Genomic DNA, 24,020 nt, shown 5'->3' on the forward strand with positions numbered 1-24,020 from the left:
TCGTCACGGAACGCGCGAGTCAGCCGGCGTGCGCGCGCGCTTCGTCGATCACCCAGTCAACGAACGTCTGCGCGGCGGGGCGCAGGCGACGATGCGTCGGCACCACGATGTAGTACGCCCAGCGCGCGGTGAGCGACGGCCCCGGCAGCTGCACGAGCCGGCCGTTGGCGAGGTAGGGCGCGACGATGTGTTCGCGTGCGAGCACCGCACCTAGCCCCGTCGCCGAGGCTTCGAGCGCGCCCGTGGAATCGGTGAAGCGGAAGCGCTCGTCCGGCGTGATGCCCAGCACCTTCGCCGCGCGGAACCAGTCGTGCCAGCCCTGGCGTGCGTTGTCGGCCACCAGCGGAAGGCTCGCGACGTCGCGTGCGGTCTTGGTTTCGGCGATGCCCGGCATCGTCGGTGCGGCGACGGGGAAGAGATGTTCGTCCATCAGCTTCGTGGCCTGCGCGCCTGGCCACTGGCCGCCGCCGTGGCGGATCGCGAGGTCCGGGCCGCTGTCGTCGAAGCGGGCGAGGGCGAAGCCGGTTTCGATGCTCAGCCGCACGCCCGGGTGCATCGCCGCGAAGCGCGGCAGCCGTGGCATCAGCCAGGCGCAGGTGAAGGAATGCAGCGTGGCGATGCGCACGATGTCGTGGTCTTCGCTCGATGCCTTGAGCCCGCGCAGCACGTCCTCGAGGTCGGCCAGCGAACTGCTTGCCGCATCGGCCAGCTGGCGACCGGCCGCGGTCAGTGCCACGCCGCGCGCATGGCGCTGGAACAGCGGCAGCCCCAGCCGCGATTCCAGCTTGCGCACGTGGTGGCTCACCGCGCTGGCGGTTAGGTGCAGCTCCTCGCCGGCATGGGCGAAGTTCTGGTGACGCGCCGCCGATTCGAAGGCGGCCAGCGCCGACAGCCATTCCGCGCGGGTACTCATGCGAGCCTCAAGCCAGATTTGGGTCGGACCCCGAAAGTATGCGCTTGTGCCGCCCCGCGTCGCACGGACAATAGGCTTCGACACCAACTTCGCTCGTGGCCAGTGGTGCGCAAGACGCGGATAGCGTCGACGCCGCCGGGCCCAGCCTGCGCTTTCCGGAGGAAACGCCATGTCCGCCAATGCATCCGCCACCGCCAATGCGGTCCCATCCGCCGCGTCCTGGGTGACGCCGCTGGAGATCGGCGTGCTCGGCGCGATCTGGGGCGCGTCCTTCCTGTTCATGCGTGTCGCCGCATCGGAGTTCGGGCCGGCCGCGCTGGTCGAGCTGCGCCTCGCGCTCGGCGCGATCGTGCTGATGCCGTTCCTGTGGAAGGCGCGGGCGTCGTTCCCGCTGCGCATGTGGCCGAAGCTCGCGTTGATCGGCGCGATCAACTCGGCGATCCCGTTCCTGCTGTTCGCCTGGGGCGCCGAACGCGCGCCGGCGGGCGTCGGCGCCATCTGCAATGCGATGACCGTCCTGTTCACCGCATTGGTCGGCGCGATGTTCTTCCGTGAAAAGATCGGCTTGGCGCGTAGCGTCACGCTGGCGACCGGTTTCGCCGGCGTGGTCGTGTTGGCGAGCGGTCGCATCGCAGGCGCCGACATCGGCCCTGCGGTAATGGCGGGTTCCGCGGCCGCGCTGCTCTACGGCGTCGGCATCAACCTGGTGCGTCGACACCTGACCGGCCTGCCGGCCAGTGCGGTCGCGCCGGCGACGCTGCTGTGCAGCGCGATCCTCGTCGCGCCGTTCGGCATCGCGCAGTGGCCGACGCAGATGCCGTCCGCGCATGCATGGCTGTCGGTGATTCTGCTTGGGGTGATGTGCACCGGCATCGCGTTCGTCATGTACTACCGCCTGATTGCACGCATCGGCGCGGGGCGTGCGTCGACGGTGACGTACCTCGTTCCGCTGTTCGGCGTCGCCTGGGCGTGGATGCTGCTTGGCGAAGCACCGACGCTGCGCATGGTGATCGCCGGCGCGCTCATTCTCGGCAGCGTGGCGATGAGCCAGCGCGCGAAGTGATGTCGACGTTCGCGGCTGCGTATCTCGCGTCGCGTTACGGCACCGCGGAGCACCTTGCGGCGGATCGCGGGACCAGCATCGTGACTTGATTCATTCGATCGATGCATACGCGAACGCGGCGATAAGGTTCGCGTCCGCCAGTATGCGTCGAGCAGTCATTGTCGATCGGGCGAGGACTTGGCCGCAATCGTTCGGTCAACGCTCGCGATGACCCTCGCGAAACATCCAAGATTCACCACGGAGCTTTCCGATGGCAGTACATAAGGATCTCGTCGCTCTTGCCTCGACGCTGCCAGAAGCGTGGTGTTCGACCGTCGTCGGTCGCGCCGCGGGCGCCAACGTCAAGGTGACGCGCATGGACGGCCGTGCCTATCCGAACGAGTCGCATGCGGTCGACGAAGCGTTGCTGGTTCTGGAAGGGCAGATGAACCTCGATATCGGAGGCGCGATCACCCACGTGCGCGCCGGCGAGGTGTACATCGTTCCCGCCAACGTTCCGCATGCGGTCGCCGAAGGCAGCCACGGCACGCTGGTGACCATCGACGCCTGACGGCTCGTCGAAGCGCAGTCGTTACGCGGCTGTAGTGGATGTCGGTAGTGCAGCGATCGCCCACGTACCGCGCTGGCGCGGCGACGTTTAGGCGTTGCAGATCAGCGACGCAGCAACCGCGAAATCATCGCCATGCCCGCAGCCGGATTGCGCTGCTTCGCACCGCCGATGAAGTAGACGTAGACCTCGCGCTTGCCTAGCGTCGACGCCGGTTCGACGAGATGTGGCACGTCGCTGGGCTCTTCGCCACGCGCCCATTCGCGCGCGCGCTCGAGCCAGGTATCAAGTTCCGCACCTTCGTAACCTTCAGCGAGATCCACTCGCGAGCGCATCAGTCGCAGGTAGACGATGCGCCCGGTGACGTCGCCGAATACCGGCATGTCGGGCGCGTCGGTAAAAACGGTGCCGGCACCGAAGCCACGCGCGATCTCGATGAAGCGCGGGTCGACGAAACTCGGATGACCCGGTTCGATGACATGACGCAACGGTCGCCCGTCCAGCGTGCGCGGCAGCAGGTCGAGGAATGCAGCGAGATCGTCGGCGTCGAACAATCGGCTCGGCGGCATGTGCCAGAGCACGGGGCCGAGCCGATCGCCGAGTTCGGCGAGTCCACCATTGAGGAACGCCCACGCGGCCTTGCCGCATTTCGCCAGCGGCCCGCGCTGCGTGATGTGCTGCGGCGCCTTGACCGAGAACACGAAGCCTTCCGGCGTTTGCTCGCGCCACTGCGCGTATTCGGAGGCACGACGCGCGCCGTAGAACGTGCCGTTGATTTCGACGGTCGAAAAACGACGGCTCGCGTATTCGAGTTCGCGACGCGTCACCAGGCCCGGCGGATAGAACGTGTGGCGCCACGGTGCATACGTCCAGCCACCGATGCCGATGCGAATGCCGTCGACCGCAGGCACGCCGCTACCGAACATCGCGGGTGCGCCGGCCAGATACGTGCTCGTCCGCGGAGAAAGGTCCGACAGCAGCGCTTCGTGCAGCCGGCCTTGCATGATCAGGCTCCCGTCGGGCCGTGGACGCGCGCAGGCTCGCGCACCATCGTGCGCGGGCTAGTCGTTCGCATCAGGGGCGCGACACGCGGCATCGTTCGCTCAGCTGTTCCAGTCGTCGTCGTTCTCGAACTCGACCATCACGTCGAGGTCGTGGGCCAAGGCCTCGACCGCGTCGCGCACGCGCTGCACGGTGTAGTCGTTGCCGGCTTCGACTTCGAGTTCGTGCACGCCGGGGCCCTGGTCGTCGGGCAGGCCTGCTGAACTCGAATCGTCGTCGTCGGCATGCGGCATCAGATCCGCCACTTCTTCGACGTGCTCGATGCCGTCGATGCTCTGCAGCAGATTGCCGATGGCGCGGGCGTGGTGGTCGCTGCCTGTCACTCGCATACGCATCACGGGCATGGCATTTACGTCCGGTGTTAGGGCGGTTTCGAGGCTAGGCACGCAGCGGCAAAGGCCGTGTGATGGGCTGCGCCCTGCAGCTGAGCGGTTCATCGCGTAGACGGGGTGACGCGTCCCGGCTAGATTCCGCGCGGGGGATCACTTCTTGGGGAAACACAGATGCAGGGACACTCGATCGACCATCCGCGTCGCGCCGTTCTGAGTTCGACGATCGCCGTCGTGCTCGCGCTCGCCGCCATGCCGAACGCATACGCACAGGACGCGACCACCGCACCTGCCGACGCCGCGACGCCGCAACTCGACACCGTGAGCATCGTCGGCTCGCGCCGCGTGCAGCGCTCGTCCGAAACCACCACGCCGGTGCCGGTGGACGTGCTGCCGATGCAGCGCCAGGCCGAGACCGGTGCGCAGTTCGACCTCGCGCAGTCCCTGCAGGCCACCGTGCCGTCCCTGATTTCCACGCGCCAGACCGGTGCCGACGGCGCCGACCTCGTCGACGGCGCGGCGTTGCGCGGCCTCGGTTCCGACCAGACGCTCGTGCTCGTCAACGGCAAGCGCCACCACACGGTGTCGCTCGTGAACATCTACGGCGCGCGCAACCGCGGCAACACGGGTACCGACCTCAATTCGGTGCCCGTGATGGCGATCGACCGCATCGAAGTACTGCGCGATGGCGCGGCGGCGCAGTACGGCTCCGACGCGATCGCCGGCGTCATGAACATCGCGCTCAAGCGCCGCGAAGGCTGCGAAACCGCGCTCGGCTGGGGCCAGTACTCGCGCGGCGACGGCGAGAACTGGCTGGCGTCCGCCTACTGCGGCATGAAGCTCGCGACCGGTGGCACGCTCGCGGTGACTGGCGAATGGCAGGACCGCGGCCGTTCCAACCGCGCCACCGCCGAGAACCCGCTGCGCATCATCGGTGACTCGCAGGTCATCAACCGCACGCTGTTCTTGAACGGCGACCAGCCGCTGGGCGACGCCGCGACCGTCTACTTCACCGCCGGCATCCAGAGCCGCGCCGCGTCGTCGGCCGCGTTCGCGCGCGGTGGCATCGGCAGCGACGACATCCCGTCGCGCAACTCGCCCGACATGTACCCCGATGGCTTCGTGCCCTTCATCGATGCCGACATCGAGGACCGCTTCGGCATCCTGGGCGTGCGCGGTGATGCCGGGCTCTGGCATTGGGACCTGTCGCAGACGCATGGCTACAACGAGCTGCGCTACGACATCAACCACACGCTCAACGCGTCGATCGCCAATGCCGAGGCGACCGCGGGCCGCCCCGCGATCAGCCCGTCGCGCTTCGACGCCGGCGGCTTCTCGTTCGAGCAGAACACCACCAACCTCGACTTCTCGCGCTTCTACGACGGCGTGCTGGACGGCATGAACCTCGCGTTCGGCGCCGAGCATCGCGACGAGCGCTACCGCATCCGCGCGGGCGAGCCGAACTCGTACCGCGATGCGGACGGCGCAGGCGTCGGCGGCAACGCGGGCAGCCAGGGCTTCCCGGGCTTCCAGCCGGCCGACGTCACCAACCGCACGCGCTCGAGCGATGCGCTGTACGCGGACGTCGAGCTCGACCTGTCGCCGCGCTGGACCACCGACCTCGCCGTGCGCTGGGAAGACTTCAGCGATTTCGGCTCGACCGTTGACGGCAAGATCGCCGCCGCGTTCAAGGCCACCGACACGCTGCTGCTGCGCGGTTCGTACAGCACCGGCTTCCGCGCGCCGTCGCTGCAGCAGAAGTACTTCTCTTCGACGATCACCGACTTCATCAGCGGCCAGCCGGTCGACATCGTGATCGCGTCGAACGACAGCCCGCTCGCGCAGGCCGCAGGCATCCCGGCGCTGACCGAAGAGAAGTCCAAGAGCGGCACGCTCGGCCTGACGTGGACGCCGTCGCGCGCGCTGTCGCTCACCGTCGACGCCTACCGCATCGACATCAGCAACCGCATCATCCTCACCGGCGAGTTCGGCACCGACGATCCGAACATCGGCGCGATCCTCGAGGCACGCGATGTCGGCGTGGCGCGCTTCTTCGTCAACGCGGTGGACACCAAGACCACCGGGCTCGACGTCACCATGTCGAACCACGCCACGCTGTGGGGCGGTGCGCTTGATACGTTCCTGGCGGCGAACTTCAACCGCACGGAAGTGACGCAGGTGAATGCGCCGGCATCGCTCGCCGGTCGCGAAGACACGCTGCTGCCGGAGCGCGATCGCCTGTTCGTCGAGAACGGCGCGCCGCGTCGCAAGGCGGTGCTCGGCTTCGACTGGACGCGTGCGCAGTGGAACGCGAACCTGAAGATCATCCACTTCGGTCCGCAGGAACTCGGCACGTTCTCCGGCACCGAGGCCGGTGTTCCGAACCAGCACTACGACGCCAAGACCTCGGCCGACGTCAGCGGCACGTACTCGTTCACGCCGAAGGCCAAGCTCACGCTCGGCGTCACGAATCTGTTCGACGTGTTCCCGACGCGGCAGGACCCGAACGAGACCGACAACGGCCATATCTACGAGAGCGTGCAGTTCGGCCTGAATGGCCGCGCGTACTTCGCGAGGATGTGGTTCGGCTTCTGATCCAACTCGTACCTGTGATGCGAAAACGCCCGCGCGATGCGGGCGTTTTCTTTTGCGGCGGTGGCGAAGTCAGTCGACGCGGTTGTCGCGCGGCTGCCAGTCGGCGTTCGGCGGCGAGCTGGAGAACCCGCTGCCCGGCTGGTTCAGGCCGCTGCGCACCGCGCCGCCGGTGCCGAACGAAGCGACGCCGTTGTCGACGCGGATGCGGTTCTCGACCTCGGCCACGCCGCGGACGGAATCGGCGATGTCCTCGGCGCGATGCTTCATCCAGCGCTGCGGCACTTCGCCGGTCAGCAGCACGCGGCCGCTGTCGACGCTGATGAGGATCTCCGACGCGTCGAGCAGCTCGTCGTGCATGAAGCGCTCGTTGAGTTCCTCGGTGAGAGTGGAGTCCGAGCGGCTGGCGTTCTTCGGCCCGCGGCGCGCGTGCATGGCGCGGTGGGTCGACCGGGTCAGGGCGCGGTCTTCGTCACTCTGCACGTCGCGTCCGTAGCGTGGTTCCTCGGGGCCGCCGATCTCGGGCGGGCCGAACGAGTCGTCGGCGCGGCCAGTGTCGGCGTCGCCACGGTCGGTGATCGAGGGCATGTCCTCGTACAGGCGGGCGCCGGCGTCGCGGTTGGGGCCGTGCTGCGGGGTGGTGGGATTCATGGCGTGCTCCTGCGGGTCCGGCCCCGATGCTGTCCGCGCGGGCGTGACCGAAGCGCCAACACGAAGCGGCCGTAATGCGACGCAGGCCCCGCGCCACGGCCGCTTTGCTCAAGATCGCCGGGCCATCGCCGATAGGTTCGGTGTCCAGTCCCCCGCGTCAGGAGCCACACGGATGTATCTGATCATCGGCGCCGTCGTCGTTCTCGCCAGCGTGCTCGGCGGCTTCACGATGGTGGGCGGGAAGCTGCTCGCGTTGTGGCACCTCAACGAAATCATCGTGATCGTCGGCTGCGCCGCCGGTTCCTGGGTGGTCGCGACGCCGATCAAGGTGATCAAGGCCTCGCTCGCGGGCGTCAAGGGCGTGATGAAGGGCCCGAAGTACAAGCGCGAGGACTACGTCGACCTGCTCAAGCTCATCTACGAGCTGCTGGTGAAGATGCGTCGCGAAGGCATGATGGCCATCGAAGCGCACATCGAGCAGCCGCAGGACAGCTCGATCTTCCAGAAGTATCCGAAGGTCCTCGCGGACCATCACATCCTCGACTTCATCACCGACTGCCTGCGCCTGATCGTCGGCGGCAACATGGCACCGCACGAACTCGAGTCGCTGCTCGAGTACGAACTCGAGACGCACCACCACGAATCGCTCGAGCCCGCGCATTCCATGCAGAAGGTGGGCGACGCGTTGCCGGGCTTCGGCATCGTCGCGGCCGTGCTCGGCATCATCAATACGATGTCGATCGTCGGCAGTGCGTCGCCTGCGGAGATCGGCGAGAAGGTCGCGTCGGCGCTGGTCGGTACGTTCCTCGGCATCCTCGTGTCGTACGGCTTCGTCGGCCCGATCGCCAGCGCGATGGAAAACCGCGCGCATGAGGATGGCAAGGCGTTCGAAGTGGTGAAGATGGCGCTGATCGCGTCGCTGCGCGGCTATGCACCGAGCGTCGCTATCGAATTCGCGCGCAAGCTTCTGTTCTCCGACGTGCGCCCGACGTTCCAGGACCTCGAGGCAGACCTCAAGGCCGCGAAGGGCTGATCGATGTCGGCGCAACCCGCTCCCATCATCATCGTCCGACGTCGCAAGAAGAGCGGCGGCGGGCATCACGGTGGTTCGTGGAAAGTGGCGTACGCCGACTTCGTGACCGCGATGATGGCGTTCTTCATGGTGATGTGGCTCGTCGCGCAGATGCCGCAGGAACAGCTCGGTGGCATCGCCGACTACTTCAAGAACCCCAGCGCCGTGCAAGGCCGCACCAGCACGATGGTGCAGGGACGCATGGGCCCCGGTGGCGCCGGCGACACGCCGATCAAGATGTTTTCGCAGGTGCGCAATCCGCCGGGCGCGGGCGCCGCGAAAGTTCCGGGCCTTGGTAACGGCAAGAACGCCGACGAAGCCGCGCGCAAAGCCCTCGAACAGGCCGACAAGAAGAAGCTCGAACTGCTGAAGCAGCAACTCGAGAAGGCGATCGCGCAGAGCCAGGCGCTCAAGCCGTTCAAGGATCAGCTGCTGATCGACATCACGCCCGAAGGCCTGCGCATCCAGATCATCGATGCGATGAACCGCCCGATGTTCGACTCGGGCTCGCCCGAGCTGAAGGGCTACACGAAGCAGATCCTGGTCGAGCTCGCCAAGTACGTCGACCAGGTGCCGAACCGCGTCGCGATCACCGGGCACACCGACACCGCGCAGTACGCCGCGAAGATCGGTTACAGCAACTGGGAACTGTCGGCCGAGCGCGCCAACGCCGCACGTCGCGCACTCATCGAAGGCGGCATGCGCGAGGAGAAACTGGCGCGCGTGGTCGGTCTGTCGTCGTCCGTGCCGTTCAATCGCAATGATCCGGCGGATGCGCGCAATCGCCGCATCTCGCTGGTGGTGCTCAGCCAGGAAGCCGAACGCATCGCCGCGGAGAGCGATGAGCCGCGACTTGCGGGCGATGGTCGACCGAACGATCCGCCGCCGGTGCCGCGTTCGATGGATGCTGGCCCGCTCAAGCCGCGCACGACCAGCGTCGCATCGAACGTAACGCCGGACATCGTGCCAATGCCGGGCGTTGCGACCGCACCCAAGAATGCGACGACGAAAACCGACGGCGCGACTTCGGCCGCAGAGGCCGCGCTCAAAATCGCGAACGATCACCCGACGCAACCGGCGGCGCGCGCCAGCGTCGCGCCGCCGATGATCACGCGCTGAGCGTTACTTCTTCGCTTCGCGCGAAGGCAGCGGCACGTTGCACAGATCGATGTGGTGCGCCTGCACCTTGTAGAACGCATCGCGACGATTGCGGCGCGATTCGACCAACTCCTTGAACAGCGGCGAATCGGTGCGCATCAGCTCGATATTAGTGCGCTCGCTCGCCGGCACGTCGGATGCGAGCCGGATCGACGTGATGCCGACGCGCTGTTCGGGCTTCTCGAAGAAACCGAGCGCGCCAGTGCCGCGCGGAATCGTCGACAGCCATTCCATGCCCTGCACGACGCGGCCGACCATCGACATGTTGCGGTCGAGCTGTCGCGGCGATTGCCCGGTCACGACATAAAGCTCGGTTGCGTCGCTGGAATCGGCTTCGTTGTTGCGGCCCGCGCCGACCGCGCCATAGCAATGCGCCATCCAATACGTGCCGGCCTTCGGGTCGTGACCGACCGGCATGCCGTCGGCGAAGCCCACTTGCGGCGCCCAGCCGTCGACGTCGGGAAGTCGCGTCCACGTTTTCGTCAGCGATGCATCGCGACTGGTGAACTCCGCCGGCAACTTCGCCTTCGCGCTGCCGATCGGCTTGCGCTTGGCGGCGTCCTCTTCCGGGTCGCCCCACTGCACGACGAAGTTGTCCTGCGAACGCACGATGCTCAGCCCGTTCCAGTAACCCTCCTTCGCGAACGTGCGCACGTTGCCGACGTGCTGCGGCGAGAAGTGCGGCGCGAGTTCGATGACGACGCGGTGCCCGTTCGCGAGATCCATGTACAGCGCGTTCTGCGGATCCAGCGCACGCCAGTCGGACGGCTTGGACGCGTCGATGATTTCCTGCATCGAACGCACGGCCGCGGGTTTGGCGGGCGTCGCGGCCTGCGTGGCGAGTGCGCAGCAGGCGAGGGCGATGGACAGCGAGAGGGCGAGCGGGCGCGACGTCGGCATGGGCGGGTTTCCCGGAGTGGTCGGCCGATTCTGGCGCAGCGGCCGCTTCGAGGGTGGGGCGTGACCATGTCTTCGGTCCGCATGACCTCCGGCAGGTTCGCTATAGCGGAGTTCGCACTAGATTGAACTCGACACCAGGCCGAGCCTCCGTCATGTCCGCCCAACCCGACATCGATCCTGACATCCACCTGCGCAAGTTCCAGAAGGAGCTAAGCGCTGGAACCGTCTCGCTGGCGCTGCTGGCCGTGCTCGCGGACGCCACCGAGCCCATGTACGGCTACCAGATCGCCAAGCGGCTGGAGCAGCTCGAGGGCGTGCTGTCCGGCAAGCAGAGCGCGCTGTACCCGGTGCTGCGCGGGCTGGAGGGCAGCGGGCTGCTCGAAAGCTTCGTCGAGCCGTCCGTGTCCGGCCCGCCGCGCCGCTACTACCGCATCAACGACGACGGCCGCGCCGTGCTCATGCGCTGGGCCGACGCCTGGCGCGGCACGCGCGATTCCGTCGACGCCGTGCTCGGACCGCTCGCCCGCGCGACTTCCACCTCCACTTTCCCGTCCGTCTCCCGGGGAGACCTCGTATGAACGCCGCCCACTCCTTCACCGACCTGCGCGCGCCGGCCACGATCGCCGAATACCTCGAACGCCTGCGTGCCGCGCTCGCCGGCGCCGATCCCGCGCTGATCCAGGACGCGCTCTACGACGCCGAGGATTACCTGCGCTCGGAAATGGCCGCGAACCCCGGTCGCTCCGAAGCCGAAGTGATCGCCGACGTCGCCGGCAGCTACGGCGCACCGTCGGAGGTCGCCGACATCTATCGCGACACGGAAGTGCGCGTGCAGACCGCGTTGCAGCCGCCGAAGGTAGTCAAACGACGCACCGCGCTCGGCCGGTTCTTCGGCGTCGCCGCCGAACCGCGCACGTACGCCGCGCTGTTCTACATGCTGCTCTCGCTCGCCACCGGCATCTTCTACTTCACGTGGGTGGTGACGGGACTTTCGATGACTGCGGGCATGTCCATCCTCATCATCGGCATTCCGCTCGCGATCCTGTTCTTCGGATCCGTGCGCGTGCTGTCGCTGGTGGAAGGTCGGCTGGTGGAAGTGATGCTCGGTGAACGCATGCCGCGTCGACCGCGTTACGTCACCAAGGACGCGCCGCTGCTCGATCGCATCCGCACGATGTTCACCGACCCGCGCACGTGGAGCACGATGGCTTACATGCTGTTGATGCTGCCGATCGGCATCATCTACTTCACCGTCGCGGTCACGTTGCTCGCGCTCTCTGCAGGCTTCATCGCCGCACCGGTGGTCGCCGCGCTCGCATGGTTCGGCTGGGTGCCGTTCAACGAGGTGCAGGTCAACGGCATCGATGCGTGGGGCCTGCCGTTCGTGTTTGTCGCCGGCGTGTTCCTGCTGTTCGCGACGCTGCACTTGGCGCGTGGTGTCGGCCGCGTGCACGGGCAGATCGCCAAGCACATGCTGGTCGAATCCTCGACTTCCGCCTGACCAATCACGATTGCGAAAACAAAACGGGCGCCTCGAGGGCGCCCGTTTTTCATCGCGATACCGCGATCAGTTCGTCGAATACTTCGCGAAGAAGTCGCGCACCTTCGGATACACCTGCGTGCGCCAGCGACGTCCGCTGAAGATGCCGTAATGACCGGCGCCTTCAACGACCAAATGCTGACGATCAGCCTCCGGAATGCCGGTGCACAGTTTCTGCGCCGCGCGCGTCTGGCCGCGGCCGGAAATATCGTCCAGCTCGCCTTCGATGGTGAGCAGCGCGATGTTGTGGATCTTCGACGGATCCACGCGCTGGCCGCGCACTTCCCATTCGCCCTTCGGCAGCAGGTGTTCCTTGAACACCACGCGTACGGTGTCGAGGTAGTACTCGGCCGGCATGTCGAGCACCGCGTTGTATTCGTCGTAGAAACGACGATGCGATTCGGCGTCTTCGAGATCCCCTTGCAGCAGGTTCTCGTAGAAGTCCCAGTGCGACTGGAAATGCCGCTCGGGATTCATCGCGACGAAACCCATGTGCTGCAGGAAGCCCGGATACACGCGACGCCCCGCGCCCGGAAACGGCGGCGGCACCGGGTGGATCAGCTGCGATTCGAACCACCACATCGGCTTGTGCGTGGCGAGATCGTTGACCTGCGTCGGGTTCTCGCGCGTGTCGATCGGGCCGCCCATCATCACCAGCGACTTCGGCGTCGGCTCACCGCGCGCGGCCATCAGCGACACCGCGGCAAGCACGGGCACGGTCGGCTGGCACACGCTGATCACGTGCAGGTTGCCGGTGCCGATGTGGCGGATGAATTCCTCCACGTACAGCACGTAGTCGTCGAGATGGAATGGGCCTTCGGCAGCCGGCACCATGCGCGCGTCGACCCAGTCGGTGATGTACACGTCGTGGTCGCGCAGCAGCGTGCGCACGGTGTCGCGCAGCAGCGTGGCGTGGTGGCCCGACAGCGGCGCGACGACCAGCACCTTCGGCGACGCGGCGAGCGTCTGCACGCCGGCGACGTCGTCGGCGAAGCGCTTGAAGTGCAGCAGCCTGCAGAACGGCTTGCGCAGCGACTCGCGCTCCATCACCGAATACACGCGGCCGTCGACTTCGACATCGTGGATATCGAATTCGGGCTTCTCGTAGTCCTTGCCGAGCCGGTAGAACAGCTCGTAGCCGGCGGACAACTGCGACGAGCCGGGCATGCCGTGCAGCCAGCTGCCGGGTGCGCCAAAAGCCTTGCTCATCGCGTCGGCCCAATAGGTCATCGGCGCGAGCCAGGCGCGGCCGAGTTCATGCATCTGATAGAGCATTTATTCCCCCTGTCGCAGCGCAGCATAGCGCAGGGGCTTGACGGCGGAATGTGAAGCGTGTCCGCCTCGTTCAGCCCGGAATTTCCAGCGCCGCGGCCTGCTCGGCGAGGGCGGGCGACAGCCACAGGTGCGAGGCAAGCTGCACGAATCCGGCGCCTTCCAGCCGTGCGCGATAGAAGCGCGCCGGGCGACGACGGAAGCCCGCGGTGTCGCCTTCCACCTCGTCCTCGCGGGTGAAGGTTTCCAGGAACGCGATGCCGCCGCATAGCTCGGCGAGGCCGGGCAGGCCGGCATCGAGGTCGCGCGCCTCGAGGTAGTGCATCACGTCGCTGCAGACGACGAGGTCGGCCGGCGCGCAGGGGCGCAGCGAGGCGAAATCGGCGAACGCGGCGAGGTGCAGGTTGCGGCGTCGTCCGAAGCGTTCGATCGCATATGCGCTGCTGTCGAAGCCGATGTAGCTCGCCTTCGGCCTCAACTTTTTGACGGCCGGCTGCCACGCGCCTTCGCCGCAGCCGACATCGAGCACGCTGCGCAGCGGACGCTCGAGCCAGTACTCGGCGGTGGCGACTGCCAGCGCGACCTTGCGCGCCAGCCGTGCGGCACCGCCGATCGCCTCACGCTTGAGCGCGGGGTCGCGATACCAGCGTTCGAAATAGTCGCGGTCGTAGTGCTTGGTCATGCGGATGCTCGTGGACGATCGCGGCGCGATGCGCGTGGCATCCTACCGGCCCCGCCCGAAAGCTACCGCGCCATGGCCTATCTCTGGATCAAGACCGCCCACGTCGTGTTCGTCATGGCGTGGATGGCGTCGGTGTTCTACCTGCCGCGCATCCTCGTCAACATCGCTGAAGCCGGCGACAACGCCGCGGTGCGCGAGCGCCTGGTACTGATGGGCCGCAGGCTCTATCGCTTCGGCCACTCCATGTTCGGCATCGCGTTGGTGCTCGGCCTGTTGCTCGCGTCCGCCGGCAAATTCATCGCCGGCGCGCCGGTGTGGTTCGCGCCCGGCAACGGCTGGCTGCACGCGAAGATCGGCGCAGTGGTGCTGATGCTCGTGTTCTTCGTGATGAGCGGGCGCTGGCTCAAGCGCGCCGCGGCGGGCGGCGCGATTCCGTCATCGCGCACGCTGCGCCTGGTCAACGAGCTTCCCGTGTTGCTGCTCGTCGCGATCGTCTACCTGGTGCTCGCCAAGCCGTTCTGATCGACGACGGCGGCATCGCGCCGCCGTCGTGTTGCGTCGTCAGTGCGACGGAACGATCGACGCCGGCATCGACACCGGCACGCCGTGCGCATCGCAGCCGCCGGCCTTGCACACCGCATTGCGAAGGCGCGGCGTGGCCTGCAGCAGGATGTGGAAAATCGAGTTTTCTTCGAGGCTGCCGCGCACCGCTTCGCTGCCCGGCCCGCGTGCCCAGATCCCGACGTCGTCGCCGCCGTGTGTTTCCGACGCCATCGGCACGAGCGCTTCCTGCATGTAGTTCGGTGATGCGGTGTCGACGTTGGTAAGGTCGGGGCGGCCGTCCTTCGCGTCCTGCGCACCGCTGACGAGATGCGGGTAGTGCTTGATGCCTTCGGGCTGCTGGTCGGTCGCGCCAACGTAGCCGGGGCCGTTGCTGTAGTTGAGCGTGGTGTACGGATGCCCCGCGGCGTCGAGCGCGTATTCGGTCTTGCCGTCGCCTTCGCCGCTGCTGCCTTTCACCTTGCCGAGGATCGGATTTCCGCGCACCGGATAGCCCACGAAACTCAGCGTATGCGAGTGGTCGGCGGTGACCAGGATCAGCGTGTCGTCGGCCGACGTCGCGTTCATCGCGGCACGCACCGCATCGCTGAATTCGACGGTTTCGGTCAGCGCGCGATACGCATTGCCTTCGTGATGCGCGTGATCGATGCGTCCGCCTTCGACGAGCAGCACGTAACCGTCGCGGCTCTTCGACAGGCGCGAGATGGCGGCCAGCGTCATCGTCGCCAGATCGGGCTCGCCACCTGCATCACTCGCGCGATCGGTGACGTAATGCATGTGGCTGGGGTCGAACAGGCCGAGCAGCGGCGCGTCGGCCGGCGCCTGCGCGAGTTGCTTCGCATTCCACACGTAGGCGCCACCGGGATGGCGCTGCGACCATTCGCTGACGAGGTCGCGACCGTCCAGTCGCAAACCATGTTTGTCGGCGTATTCCGGATCTTCATCCGCGGCCGGCAGGAAGTTCGAACGTCCGCCACCCATCAGTACTTTGACGTGGCCCGCGAGCGGCGATTCCACGAGCTGCCGCGCGATGTCGATGCAGCCCGCGGCGAGCGCGTCCTGCGGCATCTCCTCGTCGATTTCCCAGTTGCGATCGGGCACGTGCGTGAACGTTGCCGCCGGTGTCGCATGCGTGACGCGCGTGGTGGTGACGATGCCGACGTCCATGCCCTGCGACGCGGCGACCTCCCACAGCGTCGTCGTCGGATGCAACTTGGCCTGCTCGCAGTTGCCACGCGGTACTTCCGGGCCGACGGAGATCACGCCGATGCGCGTTTTCACGCCCGTCGCGATCGCACTCATCGTGCCGGCGGAATCCGGCGTCTGCGAATCGGTGTTGTAGGTCTTGCTGAGCGCGGTGTACGGGAAGTCTTCCCAGCTCAGGCGGTTTTCCTCGCCCGGGTGCCCGTGGCGCTGGCCTTCGAGGATGCGCGCGGCCGCGACCGTGGGCAGGCTCATGCCGTCGCCGAGGAAGACGATGACGTTCTTCGCATGCCCGCCCATCGCGCCGCGCGCGGCGGCCTGCGAGGCGCCATTGCGGAACCACCAGGCGCTGGTTTCGCCGGTCGGGCGGTCGATGGCGGGAACGTCGACGGTGTACTGCGGAGCGCTGGCGGAGGTGGTGGAGCAGGCAGCGCAGAAAACGGTAGCGGCGAGCGCGAGGCCCGCGGGCAGGAAACGGTGCATGGACGGAACGGCAGTCGTGAGGCGGCCGATTATGCCGACGCGACTTGTCGATTCGTGTCGGCCGGACGGATGCGTGCGGTCGGTCACGCCAGCGGGACGCTGAGGCGTCATCGGGAGCATCGTTCCACGACGCGCACTTCGCTATGGTGCGGTTCTGACCTTTCCGGCTCGCCCCATGTCCCTTGTCCACGCCTGGCTGAAGATCCGCTTCTGGAAGCGCGTGCTGCTCGGCTTCGTGCTGGGCGCGTTCGCCGGCTGGGCGATGGGCCCGGCCGCCGCGACCTGGTTCGGGCCGCTCGGCGATGTCTACGTCCGCCTGATCAAGATGATCGCGGTGCCGCTCGTGTTCTTCGCGGTCGTCAACGCGGTGGCGGCTCTGAGCGGGCAGAAGTCGATGGCCAAGCTCGGCGGCCGCACGTTCCTGTGGTTCGCGCTGACTGCGATCATCGCGGTCGGAATCGGCCTGGGCGTCGGCACGATCATGCAGCCCGGTGTCGGCGTCGCGCATCTCGCCGTCGACCCGGACTACGTGCCGAAGGACGTGCCGAGCGTCGCGAACGTGCTGCTGTCGGTGGTGCCGGACAACCCGTTCGCGGCGATGACCGGCATCGGCGAGAAGAAGAACGCGGCGGGCGAGGTGGTGCTCGCGTTCGGCAAGGGGTCTATCCTTCCGGTGATCTTCTGGGCCGGCCTGCTCGGCTTCGCGATGGTGAAGCTCGGCGACCGCGTGCCGCGCATGCGCGAGCTGATGGGCGAGGGCCGCGACCTCATGGTGCAGGTCACGCGCTTCGTGCTCGAGATGACGCCGATCGGTACGTTCGGCCTGATCGCCGCGCTGGTCGGCGAATTCGGCTTCTCCAAGTTGCTGCCGCTCGGCAACTTCGTGCTCGCGCTGTACATCGCCTGCGCGCTGCACATCGTCGTCAGTTACAGCGGTCTGCTGCTCGCGCATCGCCTCAATCCGCTGCGCTTTTTCAAGGGCGCGTTCCCGGCGATGCAGGTCGCGTTCGTCAGTTCGTCGAGCTTCGCGGCGATGCCGGCGTCGCTCAATGCGGCCACGCGCAACCTCGGCGTCGACAAGGATTACGCGGCCTTCGCGGTGCCGCTGGGCGCGTCGATCAAGATGGACGGCTGCGGCGCGATCTATCCGGCGCTGTGCGCGCTCTTCATCTCGCAGTACACCGGTACGCCGCTCAGCGCGGACCAGTACTTCATCGTGCTGATCGCGTCGGTGCTCGGCAGCTTCGGCACCGCGGGCGTGCCCGGCACGGCGGTGGTGATGGCGACGGTGGTGCTGAGTGCCGCGGGGCTGCCCCTGGAAGTCATCGGCTACCTGTATGCGATCGACCGCGTGCTCGACATGATGCGCACGATGACCAACGTGACCGGGCAGGTGCTGGTGCCGGTGCTGGTCGCGCGCGAAACGGGCTTGCTGGATATCGACGTGTACAACGCGGGGCGTTCGGACGTCAGCAACCTCGGCGCGGACACCGAAGCGGCCTGATCGCAGCGGCTGTGCTACACAGGCGCGCATGAGAGATCGCGAACTGACGCTGCGCTTCCTCGCGCAGCCCACCGACGTCAACTACGGCGGCAAGGTCCACGGCGGCGCCGTGATGAAGTGGATCGACCAGGCCGGTTACGCCGCGGCGGTCGCATGGAGCGGGCACTACTCGGTGACCGTCGCGGTCGGCGGCATCCGCTTCCTCGCGCCGATCCGCATCTCCGACCTCGTCACCCTGCAGGCCAAGCTGGTGCACACCGGCACGACGAGCATGCATTTCGCCGTCGAGGTGCGCGCACGCGACCCGAAGGATCCTGAAACGGGCGATCGGCTGTGCACGCACTGCGTCATCGTCTTCGTCGCGCTCGATGCGCCGGAAGGCAAGCCGGTGCCGGTGCCGTCGTGGACGCCGACCGACGAGGAAGACCGGCGCTTGGCCGAGTACGCGGAGCAGGTGATGGCGCTGAGCCGCGGCATCGAACCGCTGCTCGAAGACGTGCTCGGCGCGCCGGCGAAGCCCTGAAAGCAGAAGGCCGCCCGGAGGCGGCCTTCGAAACGATCACTTCGCGCGGATCAGATGCCGGCGACGCGGCGCGCCTGCACGAACTTGCCGTTCCAGTAGCCCGTGTCGAGCTCGGAGACGGTGACGTCGCGACCGGTGCGCGGCGCATGCAGGAACTTGCCGTTCCCGATGTAGATGCCGACGTGGTCGACGCCGCTGCTGTGCGTGCTGAAGAAGACGAGGTCGCCGGCGGTGAGCTGGCTGCGATCGACCATCGTGCCCGTCTGCGCCTGGTCGCGGGCAACGCGCGGCAGTTCGACACCGAGAGCGTTACGGAAGACGTAGCCGACCAGACCCGAGCAGTCGAAGCCTTCGGTCGACGTGCCGCCCCAGCGGTACGGCGTGCCGAGGAGGGCGAACGCGCGGGCCAGGACGCTCTGCGCGCGGCCGGTGACCGGCGTAGCGGTGGCGCTGGTGCTGCGCGAGCCCGGCACGATCAGGCGGTTGATGTCCGAGGCGAGCATGAGCGCGCGATCGGAGAGGGACATCGAATCGGGAAGCGCTGCGCGCGAGTCGGCCGGCGCGTCGGCGCTGTCCGCACCCATGCCCACGGTGGTCGCCGGATCGGCGAACGCCGGGGCCGCCGCCAGCGCCAAAAGGGCAGCCAGGGCAGCGCGAGTGAAGGAGCGGTTGAAGATGTTTCCGGTCATCACCGGGGCCTCACTAGTTCGTCACGGGGGCATCATGCCCGCCGAACGGACCCGTTTGGTTAGTAAGACGTTAGGTGACCGTTAATTCGCGGGGCCCGTGTCCCAGAAACGGACTTCAGCGTTGTGATGGCGGCAGTAACGGGCGGACCCCGTCCAGCCGCTTGGCTTTCACATCAGGACGCGTCGCGCCCCGCGGAAGTGGTCCCGCCAATACGGGCCGTCCAGCCGGTCCAGCCGCACCGTCCCGCCGGTGCTGGGCGCATGCACGAAGCGGCCTTCGCCCACGTAGATGCCGATATGGCTGACGCTGGCGCTGTCGCCGAAGACCACGAGGTCGCCGGTCGCCATGCGGTCGAAACCGACGCCTTGGCCCAGGCGGGCCAGATCGCCCGAATTGCGCGGCAGCTGCTGCGCGAGCGTGTCGTGGAAGACGTAGCCGACCAGGCCGCTGCAGTCGAAGCCGGCGTCCGGCGTGTTGCCGCCGTAGCGATACGGCGTCCCGACCAGCGACAACGCGCGCATTAGCACGGCATTCGCGGCGTCGGGGTTATCCGGCGTGGTGTTCGGCCAGACTGTGGGAAACACGACGTGCGGCAGCGACGCATGGCGGACCACCGGCGCGGTTCCGCCACAGGCGGCCAGCAGCAGGGGCAGCAGCAGCGCCACGCTCGCTGGCGCGAGCAAACGCTTGCCGGGATAATGCGGCGGTTTCATTGTCGGCAAGCTTGACGGCTCATTCACGCCGCTTCAATGCCGCTCGTCCCGCCAGCCGCCGCGTCCATGCGCGGGCGCCGGCTTCGCTCCCTTCCGCCGCCGGCGGGTTCCAGGATTTCCATGAAGATCGAGAAGAACAGCGTCGTCCGCTTCCACTACACCGTCTCCGAGCAGGGCCAGGAGTCGATCGAGTCGTCCGAGGGCCGCGAGCCGCTGGCCATCATGATCGGCCACGGCAACATCATCCCGGGCCTCGAAGAAGCCATGATGGGCCACGAGGACGGCGACAAGTTCGACGTCGACGTGCCGGCCGCGCAGGCCTACGGCGAGCGTCGCGACGGCCTGAGCCAGCGCATCCCGAAGAAGCATTTCGAAGGCCAGCCGCTGCAGCCGGGCATGCAGGTCGTGCTCAACACGAATTTCGGCCCGCGCGCGGTGACGATCCAGAAGGTCGGCATGACGGTGGTCGACGTCGACCTCAACCATCCGATGGCGGGCAAGGACCTGCACTTCGCGATCGAGATCGTCGACGTGCGCGAGGCGACCGCGGAAGAGCTCGAGCACGGCCACGTCCACGGCGAGGGCGGTCACCAGCACTGATCCACCGCACTCATATATATATGCGTGCAAACGAAAGGCCCGCCGAAGCGGGCCTTTCGCGTTTCCGGCGCCGGGATCAGCGGGTGGACGAGGTGACGTTCGCCCCGGCCCAGGCGCGGCTGACCGCGTTGTACTCCGGCGAGCTCGCGCCGTAGAGGTCGCGCGCGGCGTTGAGCGTGTAGGTGCGCGCCTGCGCGTACGTGGTGCCGGATGTGAAGTACACGTCCATCGCGCGGTACCAGATGGCCGCCGCCTTGGTCCTGCCGATGCCGACGATGCCGGTGTCGGCATTGCAGACCAGCGACGCCGGCGTCAGGTTGTAAGTGGTGCCCGCGCCGAACCCCGCCGGCACCACCGCGCCTTCGGCCAATAGATAGAAGAAGCGATTGGCGACGCCCGAGGTGTAGTGCGGGTCGTCGAAGAAGGTGAAGCGGCGGTTGCGCGGATAGCAGGCGTACGACGCGCCATCCATGTCCTGTTTGAACATGCGGCGCAGCGCCTTGGTGTTGTCCGGATTCGAGTTGTAGATCTTCTCGCCGATCAGGTAGTCGCCCGCATCGTTCGGGTTGGCGACCGAGAACTCGACCATCGTGCCCATGATGTCCGACGAGCCTTCGTTTAGGCCGCCGGCATCGCGCGAGTACGCGAGGCCGTTGACCGAACTCGTCACGCCGTGCGTCATCTCGTGGCCGGCGACGTCGAGCGCGACGAGCGGGCGATACGTCGTGCCGTCGCCATCGCCGTAGCGCATGCAGAAGCAGGAGTCGTCCCAGGACGCGTTGACCCAGTTGGTGCCGACATGCACCAGGCTCTTCGCGCCCTTGCCATCGTTCTTGATGCCGTTGCGGCCGAACGTGTTCTTGTAGAAATCCCAGGTCGCCGCGACGCCGTAGTGCGCATCGACCGCCGCACTCGCACGATCGCTTACCGCGCTATTGCCCCAGGCGTTGTCGGCGTCGCTGAAGATGGTGCCGGTGGTCGAGCTCGTCGAGCCGTTGTGGTTGTCGAGCGTCGTGCCGCCGCCGCGCACCGTGTCGCGCAACTCGTAGCCGCCGGTGACTGAATCGGTATTGATCGACACGCTGCCCAGCGTCAGCGAATTGCCGGTGCCGACGGCCGCGGCGGTTTCGATCGCATCCCAGCGATCGAGCATGCGACCGGTGCGTGCGTCGACCACGTAATGCATTTCGGTCGGCGTGTTGTCCGGCTTCAGGCCGCGCATGACGACTTCCCAGCCGAGCGACGGCAGCGCATCGCGTGCGAACACGACCTTGCGTGCGGTCGGCATGCCCTGGAAACCGGTGCCGAAATCGCCGCCGGCGATGACGATGGCGTCCTGCGAGCTGATGCGTGCGGCGATGTCCGGGCGGATCGTCGTCGACAGCGTCAGCGACGCGGCCTGCAGCTGGCCGTTGCGCGAATGCGTCACGAAGTCGCCGCCGATGACGGGCAGGCCGAGGTAGCTGCGGGTGAACCGCACGTGCTCGGTGCCGTCGCGGTCGACGATGACGTTGCGTACCGTGAACTCGTCGCCGTCGGTAGCGGCGATCGCGGCGTGGTGGCTGTCGAGCAGCGCGCGTGCGCGGCTGGCGACCGGTGAGGAGTCGGCCGCGACGACGGCCCACGTGGAGGCGCCGAGCACTGCGACGACCGCAAGGCAGAGGAGGGACGGGGTGTTCGACATGGCAGGCACCTGTGGGTTCGGGGGAGGCCGCGCAAGGCGGAACGCGCCGGCCTCCATGGCCGGCACGGCGACAGTCCCGAACGGGCGTCCTGCGATCGACCTGCGCGGAAACATCCATGTGCTTCCGATCCGCGCAGGCCCGGACGAACGATCCGGGAATGTGACGCGCGTCAAAAAATAACCCGATCGCGGGTGCAGCGGATCGGTCCCGGCCGCATTTGCGGGCCCGTTCGTCGGACGCCGCGCCAACGAAAACGGCCCGCCGAAGCGGGCCGTTCCGGAACTGCCGACGAGGGCGGATCAGTTGACGCTGGTGGCCGTCCAGGCGCGGGCGACCGCGTTGTACTCGGGCGAGTTCAGGCCGTACAGATCCTTGGCGGCGTTGAGCGTCGCCGTGCGGGCCTGCGGGTAGGTCGTGCTCGAGGTGAAGTACACGTCCATCGCGCGGTACCAGATGGCCGCGGCCTTGGTGCGGCCGATGCCGGCCACGCCGGTGTCGCCATTGCAGACCAGCGAGGCGGGCGTGAGGTTGTAGCTGGTGCCCGCACCGAACCCGGCCGGAACCACCGCACCTTCCGCGAGCAGGTAGAAGAACCGGTTGGCCACGCCCGACGTGTAATGCGGATCGTCGCGACGGGTAAACCCACGGGCCGTGTAGCAGACGTACGACGCGCCATCGAGGTTCTGCTTGAACATCCGGCGCAGCGCCTTCGTGCCGTCGTTGACGTTGTAGATCTCTTCGCCGATCAGGTAATCGCCCGGATCGTTCGGGTTGGCGACCGACCACTCGACCATCGTGCCCATGATGTCCGACGAGCCTTCGTTGAGGCCGCCGGCATCGCCCGAATACGCGAGGCCGTTCACCGCGCTGGTCACGCCGTGCGTCATTTCGTGGCCGGCGACGTCGAGCGCGACCAGCGGCTTGTACGTCGCGCCGTCGCCATCGCCGTAGCGCATGCAGAAGCACGCGTCCGACCACGACGCATTGACCCAGTTCGTGCCGACGTGCACCAGGCTCAGCGCACCCTTGCCGTCGTTCTTGATGCCGTTCCGGCCGAACGTGTTCTTGTAGTAATCCCACGTGGCCGCGACGCCATACGCCGCATCGACCGCTGCCGTCGCGCGATCGCTGTTGCTGCCGTTGCCCCACGTGTTGTCAGCATCGGTGTAGATCGTGCCGGTGGTCGAGGTCGTCGCGCCGTTGTGGTTGTCCTCGCTCAGGCCGCCACCGCGCACGGTGTCGCGCATCTCGTAGCCGCCGGTGATCGAGTTGGTGTTGATCGACACGGTGCCGAGCGTCAGCGAGTTGCCGGTGCCGGTCGCCGCCGCAGTTTCCACCGCGTCCCAGCTGTCGAGGATGCGGCCGTTGTTGGCGTCGACGAAGTAGTGCATCTCGGTCGGCGTCTGGTCGCGCTTGGCGCCGCTCATCACGACTTCCCACGCCAGCACCGGCGCGGCGTCGCGTGCGTACACGACCTTGCGCGCGCTCGGCATGCCCTGGAAGCCGGTGCCGAATTCACTGCCGGCCGCGACGATCGCATCGCTGGAGCTGATGCGCGCGGCGATGTTCGGGCGCAGCGTCGAGCGCAGGCTCATGGTCGCGCCGCGCATTTGGCCGTTGTGCGAATGGGTGACGAAATCGCCGCCGATTACCGGCAGGCCGAGGTAGGTGCGATTGAAACGGACATGCTCGGTGCCGTCGCGGTCGACGACCACGTTGCGCACGGCGAACGCGTCGCCATCGGTGCCGGCGACCAGCGAACGGTTGGCGTCGACCAGGCCGCGCGCGCGGTCCGCGGCGGGCGAGGTGCCGGTGGCGGCGATGGAGTAGGCGGAGACACCGAGCGCGGCCAGGACGGCAGCGGCGAGGACGCGGGACTTCGTATTCGACATGGAAACCCTCGGGAGATCGGGAGAGAGATGAGTCGTACGCACCGCAACGGGCTGCGGGTCACCTCACGGGTCGGCGGCGTCCTGTCGGCGCGGCGCATGGGCTAACGTCGAACATATGAAAACCGGACGCGTGACCAGCCCCGATTTTTCGAAGTTGTGACCGTCGTCGAACAAGCTGGCTGAAGCGGACAGCGTGCGCGGTCCGAACCGGTTCCGAACGTTGTTCCGCGTCACGAAATTCGTGGCATCGGCGGCCGGCGAAAACGCGTGAAGCGCATGCGAAGGCGCGATTCCGGCATGGAACGGGTCGGTGCGCAGGCCGCGGCGGTGCATGTCGACCGCCATGCGAGACTTGCCGCACGGTTCGGCGGGACGCCAGCCGGTT

24 protein-coding genes are annotated in these 24,020 nt (G+C 67.3%); 11 read left to right on the forward strand and 13 right to left on the reverse strand.

All coding sequences use genetic code 11. The features are described 5' to 3' along the window. Nucleotides 1-19: 19 nt before the first annotated feature. Nucleotides 20-913, reverse strand: coding sequence for a LysR substrate-binding domain-containing protein (locus ACVWWW_RS05220; protein WP_036141766.1), 894 nt, complete (start codon nt 911-913; stop codon nt 20-22). 169 nt (nt 914-1,082) lie between these two features. Between ACVWWW_RS05220 and ACVWWW_RS05225 the strand changes: the two genes are divergently transcribed. Continuing rightward, nucleotides 1,083-1,976 carry a DMT family transporter gene (locus ACVWWW_RS05225; RefSeq protein ID WP_027082488.1) on the forward strand — a complete coding sequence of 298 codons (894 nt, stop codon included), beginning with the start codon at nt 1,083-1,085 and terminating at the stop codon, nt 1,974-1,976. Between the two features lie 250 nt (nt 1,977-2,226). After that, the gene (locus ACVWWW_RS05230) at nt 2,227-2,526 is read left to right on the forward strand and encodes a cupin domain-containing protein (RefSeq protein WP_027082489.1); all 300 of its coding nucleotides are present in this window, start codon (nt 2,227-2,229) and stop codon (nt 2,524-2,526) included. 101 nt (nt 2,527-2,627) lie between these two features. Here ACVWWW_RS05230 and ACVWWW_RS05235 read toward each other — a convergent pair whose 3' ends face one another. Next, the gene (locus tag ACVWWW_RS05235; protein WP_027082490.1) at nt 2,628-3,449 is read right to left on the reverse strand and encodes a DUF72 domain-containing protein; all 822 of its coding nucleotides are present in this window, start codon (nt 3,447-3,449) and stop codon (nt 2,628-2,630) included. Between the two features lie 177 nt (nt 3,450-3,626). After that, nucleotides 3,627-3,929 carry a hypothetical protein gene (locus ACVWWW_RS05240; RefSeq protein WP_027082491.1) on the reverse strand — a complete coding sequence of 101 codons (303 nt, stop codon included), beginning with the start codon at nt 3,927-3,929 and terminating at the stop codon, nt 3,627-3,629. A 159-nt stretch (nt 3,930-4,088) separates the two neighbouring features. Between ACVWWW_RS05240 and ACVWWW_RS05245 the strand changes: the two genes are divergently transcribed. Continuing rightward, nucleotides 4,089-6,509: a TonB-dependent receptor gene (locus ACVWWW_RS05245; RefSeq protein WP_051234934.1), complete on the forward strand. Its 2,421-nt coding sequence runs from the start codon at nt 4,089-4,091 to the stop codon at nt 6,507-6,509. Nucleotides 6,510-6,578: 69 nt separating this feature from the next. On the opposite strand, the gene ACVWWW_RS05250 is transcribed toward ACVWWW_RS05245, so the two are convergent. After that, on the reverse strand, nt 6,579-7,157 hold the full coding sequence (locus tag ACVWWW_RS05250; protein WP_027082493.1) for a BON domain-containing protein: 579 nt from the start codon (nt 7,155-7,157) through the stop codon (nt 6,579-6,581). Between the two features lie 172 nt (nt 7,158-7,329). Here ACVWWW_RS05250 and motA point away from each other — a divergent pair, with 172 nt between their 5' ends. Both motA and motB read left to right on the forward strand, forming a co-directional pair. Continuing rightward, nucleotides 7,330-8,190: a flagellar motor stator protein MotA gene (motA, locus tag ACVWWW_RS05255; RefSeq protein ID WP_027082494.1), complete on the forward strand. Its 861-nt coding sequence runs from the start codon at nt 7,330-7,332 to the stop codon at nt 8,188-8,190. A 3-nt stretch (nt 8,191-8,193) separates the two neighbouring features. Continuing rightward, the gene (gene motB / locus ACVWWW_RS05260; protein WP_051234936.1) at nt 8,194-9,348 is read left to right on the forward strand and encodes a flagellar motor protein MotB; all 1,155 of its coding nucleotides are present in this window, start codon (nt 8,194-8,196) and stop codon (nt 9,346-9,348) included. 3 nt (nt 9,349-9,351) lie between these two features. Here the strand turns inward: motB and ACVWWW_RS05265 are convergent, their stop codons facing one another. Next, nucleotides 9,352-10,287 carry a peptidylprolyl isomerase gene (locus tag ACVWWW_RS05265; RefSeq protein WP_027082495.1) on the reverse strand — a complete coding sequence of 312 codons (936 nt, stop codon included), beginning with the start codon at nt 10,285-10,287 and terminating at the stop codon, nt 9,352-9,354. 152 nt (nt 10,288-10,439) lie between these two features. Here ACVWWW_RS05265 and ACVWWW_RS05270 point away from each other — a divergent pair, with 152 nt between their 5' ends. Both ACVWWW_RS05270 and ACVWWW_RS05275 read left to right on the forward strand, forming a co-directional pair. Continuing rightward, nucleotides 10,440-10,865 carry a PadR family transcriptional regulator gene (locus ACVWWW_RS05270; RefSeq protein WP_051234938.1) on the forward strand — a complete coding sequence of 142 codons (426 nt, stop codon included), beginning with the start codon at nt 10,440-10,442 and terminating at the stop codon, nt 10,863-10,865. Then, on the forward strand, nt 10,862-11,788 hold the full coding sequence (locus ACVWWW_RS05275) for a sensor domain-containing protein (protein WP_155914206.1): 927 nt from the start codon (nt 10,862-10,864) through the stop codon (nt 11,786-11,788). The genes ACVWWW_RS05270 and ACVWWW_RS05275 overlap by 4 nt, the downstream gene beginning before the upstream one ends. Nucleotides 11,789-11,854: 66 nt before the next feature. On the opposite strand, the gene ACVWWW_RS05280 is transcribed toward ACVWWW_RS05275, so the two are convergent. Both ACVWWW_RS05280 and ACVWWW_RS05285 read right to left on the reverse strand, forming a co-directional pair. Further along, nucleotides 11,855-13,102, reverse strand: a complete 1,248-nt coding sequence (locus ACVWWW_RS05280) for a polyhydroxyalkanoate depolymerase (RefSeq protein WP_027082497.1) — start codon at nt 13,100-13,102, stop codon at nt 11,855-11,857. A gap of 70 nt (nt 13,103-13,172) precedes the next feature. After that, on the reverse strand, nt 13,173-13,781 hold the full coding sequence (locus ACVWWW_RS05285; RefSeq protein WP_027082498.1) for a class I SAM-dependent methyltransferase: 609 nt from the start codon (nt 13,779-13,781) through the stop codon (nt 13,173-13,175). 72 nt (nt 13,782-13,853) lie between these two features. Here ACVWWW_RS05285 and ACVWWW_RS05290 point away from each other — a divergent pair, with 72 nt between their 5' ends. Further along, complete coding sequence (locus tag ACVWWW_RS05290; protein WP_027082499.1) at nt 13,854-14,303, forward strand: CopD family protein; 450 nt, start codon at nt 13,854-13,856, stop codon at nt 14,301-14,303. Between the two features lie 39 nt (nt 14,304-14,342). Here ACVWWW_RS05290 and ACVWWW_RS05295 read toward each other — a convergent pair whose 3' ends face one another. Then, entirely contained in the window at nt 14,343-16,028 is a 1,686-nt protein-coding gene (locus ACVWWW_RS05295) for an alkaline phosphatase (protein ID WP_027082500.1), read from the reverse strand. Between the two features lie 175 nt (nt 16,029-16,203). On the opposite strand from ACVWWW_RS05295, the gene ACVWWW_RS05300 reads away from it, so the two are divergent. Continuing rightward, the gene (locus ACVWWW_RS05300) at nt 16,204-17,532 is read left to right on the forward strand and encodes a dicarboxylate/amino acid:cation symporter (protein ID WP_027082501.1); all 1,329 of its coding nucleotides are present in this window, start codon (nt 16,204-16,206) and stop codon (nt 17,530-17,532) included. 28 nt (nt 17,533-17,560) lie between these two features. Further along, nucleotides 17,561-18,055: an acyl-CoA thioesterase gene (locus ACVWWW_RS05305; protein WP_051234940.1), complete on the forward strand. Its 495-nt coding sequence runs from the start codon at nt 17,561-17,563 to the stop codon at nt 18,053-18,055. 50 nt (nt 18,056-18,105) lie between these two features. Here the strand turns inward: ACVWWW_RS05305 and ACVWWW_RS05310 are convergent, their stop codons facing one another. Together ACVWWW_RS05310 and ACVWWW_RS05315 are read right to left on the reverse strand one after the other, a co-directional pair. Further along, entirely contained in the window at nt 18,106-18,744 is a 639-nt protein-coding gene (locus tag ACVWWW_RS05310) for a C40 family peptidase (RefSeq protein WP_036141771.1), read from the reverse strand. Between the two features lie 168 nt (nt 18,745-18,912). Then, complete coding sequence (locus tag ACVWWW_RS05315; RefSeq protein WP_027082502.1) at nt 18,913-19,458, reverse strand: C40 family peptidase; 546 nt, start codon at nt 19,456-19,458, stop codon at nt 18,913-18,915. Between the two features lie 120 nt (nt 19,459-19,578). Between ACVWWW_RS05315 and ACVWWW_RS05320 the strand changes: the two genes are divergently transcribed. Continuing rightward, nucleotides 19,579-20,058, forward strand: a complete 480-nt coding sequence (locus ACVWWW_RS05320) for an FKBP-type peptidyl-prolyl cis-trans isomerase (protein ID WP_027082503.1) — start codon at nt 19,579-19,581, stop codon at nt 20,056-20,058. 76 nt (nt 20,059-20,134) lie between these two features. Here the strand turns inward: ACVWWW_RS05320 and ACVWWW_RS05325 are convergent, their stop codons facing one another. The 3 genes from ACVWWW_RS05325 to ACVWWW_RS05335 all read right to left on the reverse strand — a co-directional run bounded on the left by ACVWWW_RS05325 (nt 20,135) and on the right by ACVWWW_RS05335 (nt 23,980). Beyond that, nucleotides 20,135-21,742 carry a M4 family metallopeptidase gene (locus tag ACVWWW_RS05325; RefSeq protein ID WP_051234943.1) on the reverse strand — a complete coding sequence of 536 codons (1,608 nt, stop codon included), beginning with the start codon at nt 21,740-21,742 and terminating at the stop codon, nt 20,135-20,137. Between the two features lie 300 nt (nt 21,743-22,042). Then, nucleotides 22,043-23,635 (reverse strand): M4 family metallopeptidase, encoded by a 1,593-nt coding sequence (locus tag ACVWWW_RS05330; protein WP_027082505.1) that lies wholly within the window; start codon nt 23,633-23,635, stop codon nt 22,043-22,045. Nucleotides 23,636-23,698: 63 nt separating this feature from the next. Next, nucleotides 23,699-23,980, reverse strand: a complete 282-nt coding sequence (locus ACVWWW_RS05335) for a hypothetical protein (protein WP_027082506.1) — start codon at nt 23,978-23,980, stop codon at nt 23,699-23,701. Between the last annotated feature and the right edge of the window lie 40 nt (nt 23,981-24,020).

The sequence above is a fragment of the Lysobacter sp. HA18 genome, from assembly GCF_054057595.1.

Coding starts and splice junctions, on each gene's coding strand:
- ACVWWW_RS05275 (WP_155914206.1), top strand. CDS start 10,862: ATGAACGCCGCCCACTCCTTCACCGACCTGCGCGCGCCGGCCACGATC.
- ACVWWW_RS05270 (WP_051234938.1), top strand. CDS start 10,440: ATGTCCGCCCAACCCGACATCGATCCTGACATCCACCTGCGCAAGTTC.
- ACVWWW_RS05335 (WP_027082506.1), bottom strand. CDS start 23,980: ATGGCGGTCGACATGCACCGCCGCGGCCTGCGCACCGACCCGTTCCAT.
- ACVWWW_RS05320 (WP_027082503.1), top strand. CDS start 19,579: ATGAAGATCGAGAAGAACAGCGTCGTCCGCTTCCACTACACCGTCTCC.
- ACVWWW_RS05245 (WP_051234934.1), top strand. CDS start 4,089: ATGCAGGGACACTCGATCGACCATCCGCGTCGCGCCGTTCTGAGTTCG.
- ACVWWW_RS05230 (WP_027082489.1), top strand. CDS start 2,227: ATGGCAGTACATAAGGATCTCGTCGCTCTTGCCTCGACGCTGCCAGAA.
- ACVWWW_RS05300 (WP_027082501.1), top strand. CDS start 16,204: ATGTCCCTTGTCCACGCCTGGCTGAAGATCCGCTTCTGGAAGCGCGTG.
- ACVWWW_RS05290 (WP_027082499.1), top strand. CDS start 13,854: ATGGCCTATCTCTGGATCAAGACCGCCCACGTCGTGTTCGTCATGGCG.
- ACVWWW_RS05305 (WP_051234940.1), top strand. CDS start 17,561: ATGAGAGATCGCGAACTGACGCTGCGCTTCCTCGCGCAGCCCACCGAC.
- ACVWWW_RS05265 (WP_027082495.1), bottom strand. CDS start 10,287: ATGCCGACGTCGCGCCCGCTCGCCCTCTCGCTGTCCATCGCCCTCGCC.
- ACVWWW_RS05225 (WP_027082488.1), top strand. CDS start 1,083: ATGTCCGCCAATGCATCCGCCACCGCCAATGCGGTCCCATCCGCCGCG.
- motA (WP_027082494.1), top strand. CDS start 7,330: ATGTATCTGATCATCGGCGCCGTCGTCGTTCTCGCCAGCGTGCTCGGC.
- ACVWWW_RS05235 (WP_027082490.1), bottom strand. CDS start 3,449: ATGTTCGGTAGCGGCGTGCCTGCGGTCGACGGCATTCGCATCGGCATC.
- ACVWWW_RS05280 (WP_027082497.1), bottom strand. CDS start 13,102: ATGCTCTATCAGATGCATGAACTCGGCCGCGCCTGGCTCGCGCCGATG.
- ACVWWW_RS05330 (WP_027082505.1), bottom strand. CDS start 23,635: ATGTCGAATACGAAGTCCCGCGTCCTCGCCGCTGCCGTCCTGGCCGCG.
- ACVWWW_RS05310 (WP_036141771.1), bottom strand. CDS start 18,744: ATGACCGGAAACATCTTCAACCGCTCCTTCACTCGCGCTGCCCTGGCT.
- ACVWWW_RS05240 (WP_027082491.1), bottom strand. CDS start 3,929: ATGCCCGTGATGCGTATGCGAGTGACAGGCAGCGACCACCACGCCCGC.
- ACVWWW_RS05315 (WP_027082502.1), bottom strand. CDS start 19,458: ATGAAACCGCCGCATTATCCCGGCAAGCGTTTGCTCGCGCCAGCGAGC.
- ACVWWW_RS05295 (WP_027082500.1), bottom strand. CDS start 16,028: ATGCACCGTTTCCTGCCCGCGGGCCTCGCGCTCGCCGCTACCGTTTTC.
- ACVWWW_RS05285 (WP_027082498.1), bottom strand. CDS start 13,781: ATGACCAAGCACTACGACCGCGACTATTTCGAACGCTGGTATCGCGAC.
- ACVWWW_RS05250 (WP_027082493.1), bottom strand. CDS start 7,157: ATGAATCCCACCACCCCGCAGCACGGCCCCAACCGCGACGCCGGCGCC.
- motB (WP_051234936.1), top strand. CDS start 8,194: ATGTCGGCGCAACCCGCTCCCATCATCATCGTCCGACGTCGCAAGAAG.
- ACVWWW_RS05220 (WP_036141766.1), bottom strand. CDS start 913: ATGAGTACCCGCGCGGAATGGCTGTCGGCGCTGGCCGCCTTCGAATCG.
- ACVWWW_RS05325 (WP_051234943.1), bottom strand. CDS start 21,742: ATGTCGAACACCCCGTCCCTCCTCTGCCTTGCGGTCGTCGCAGTGCTC.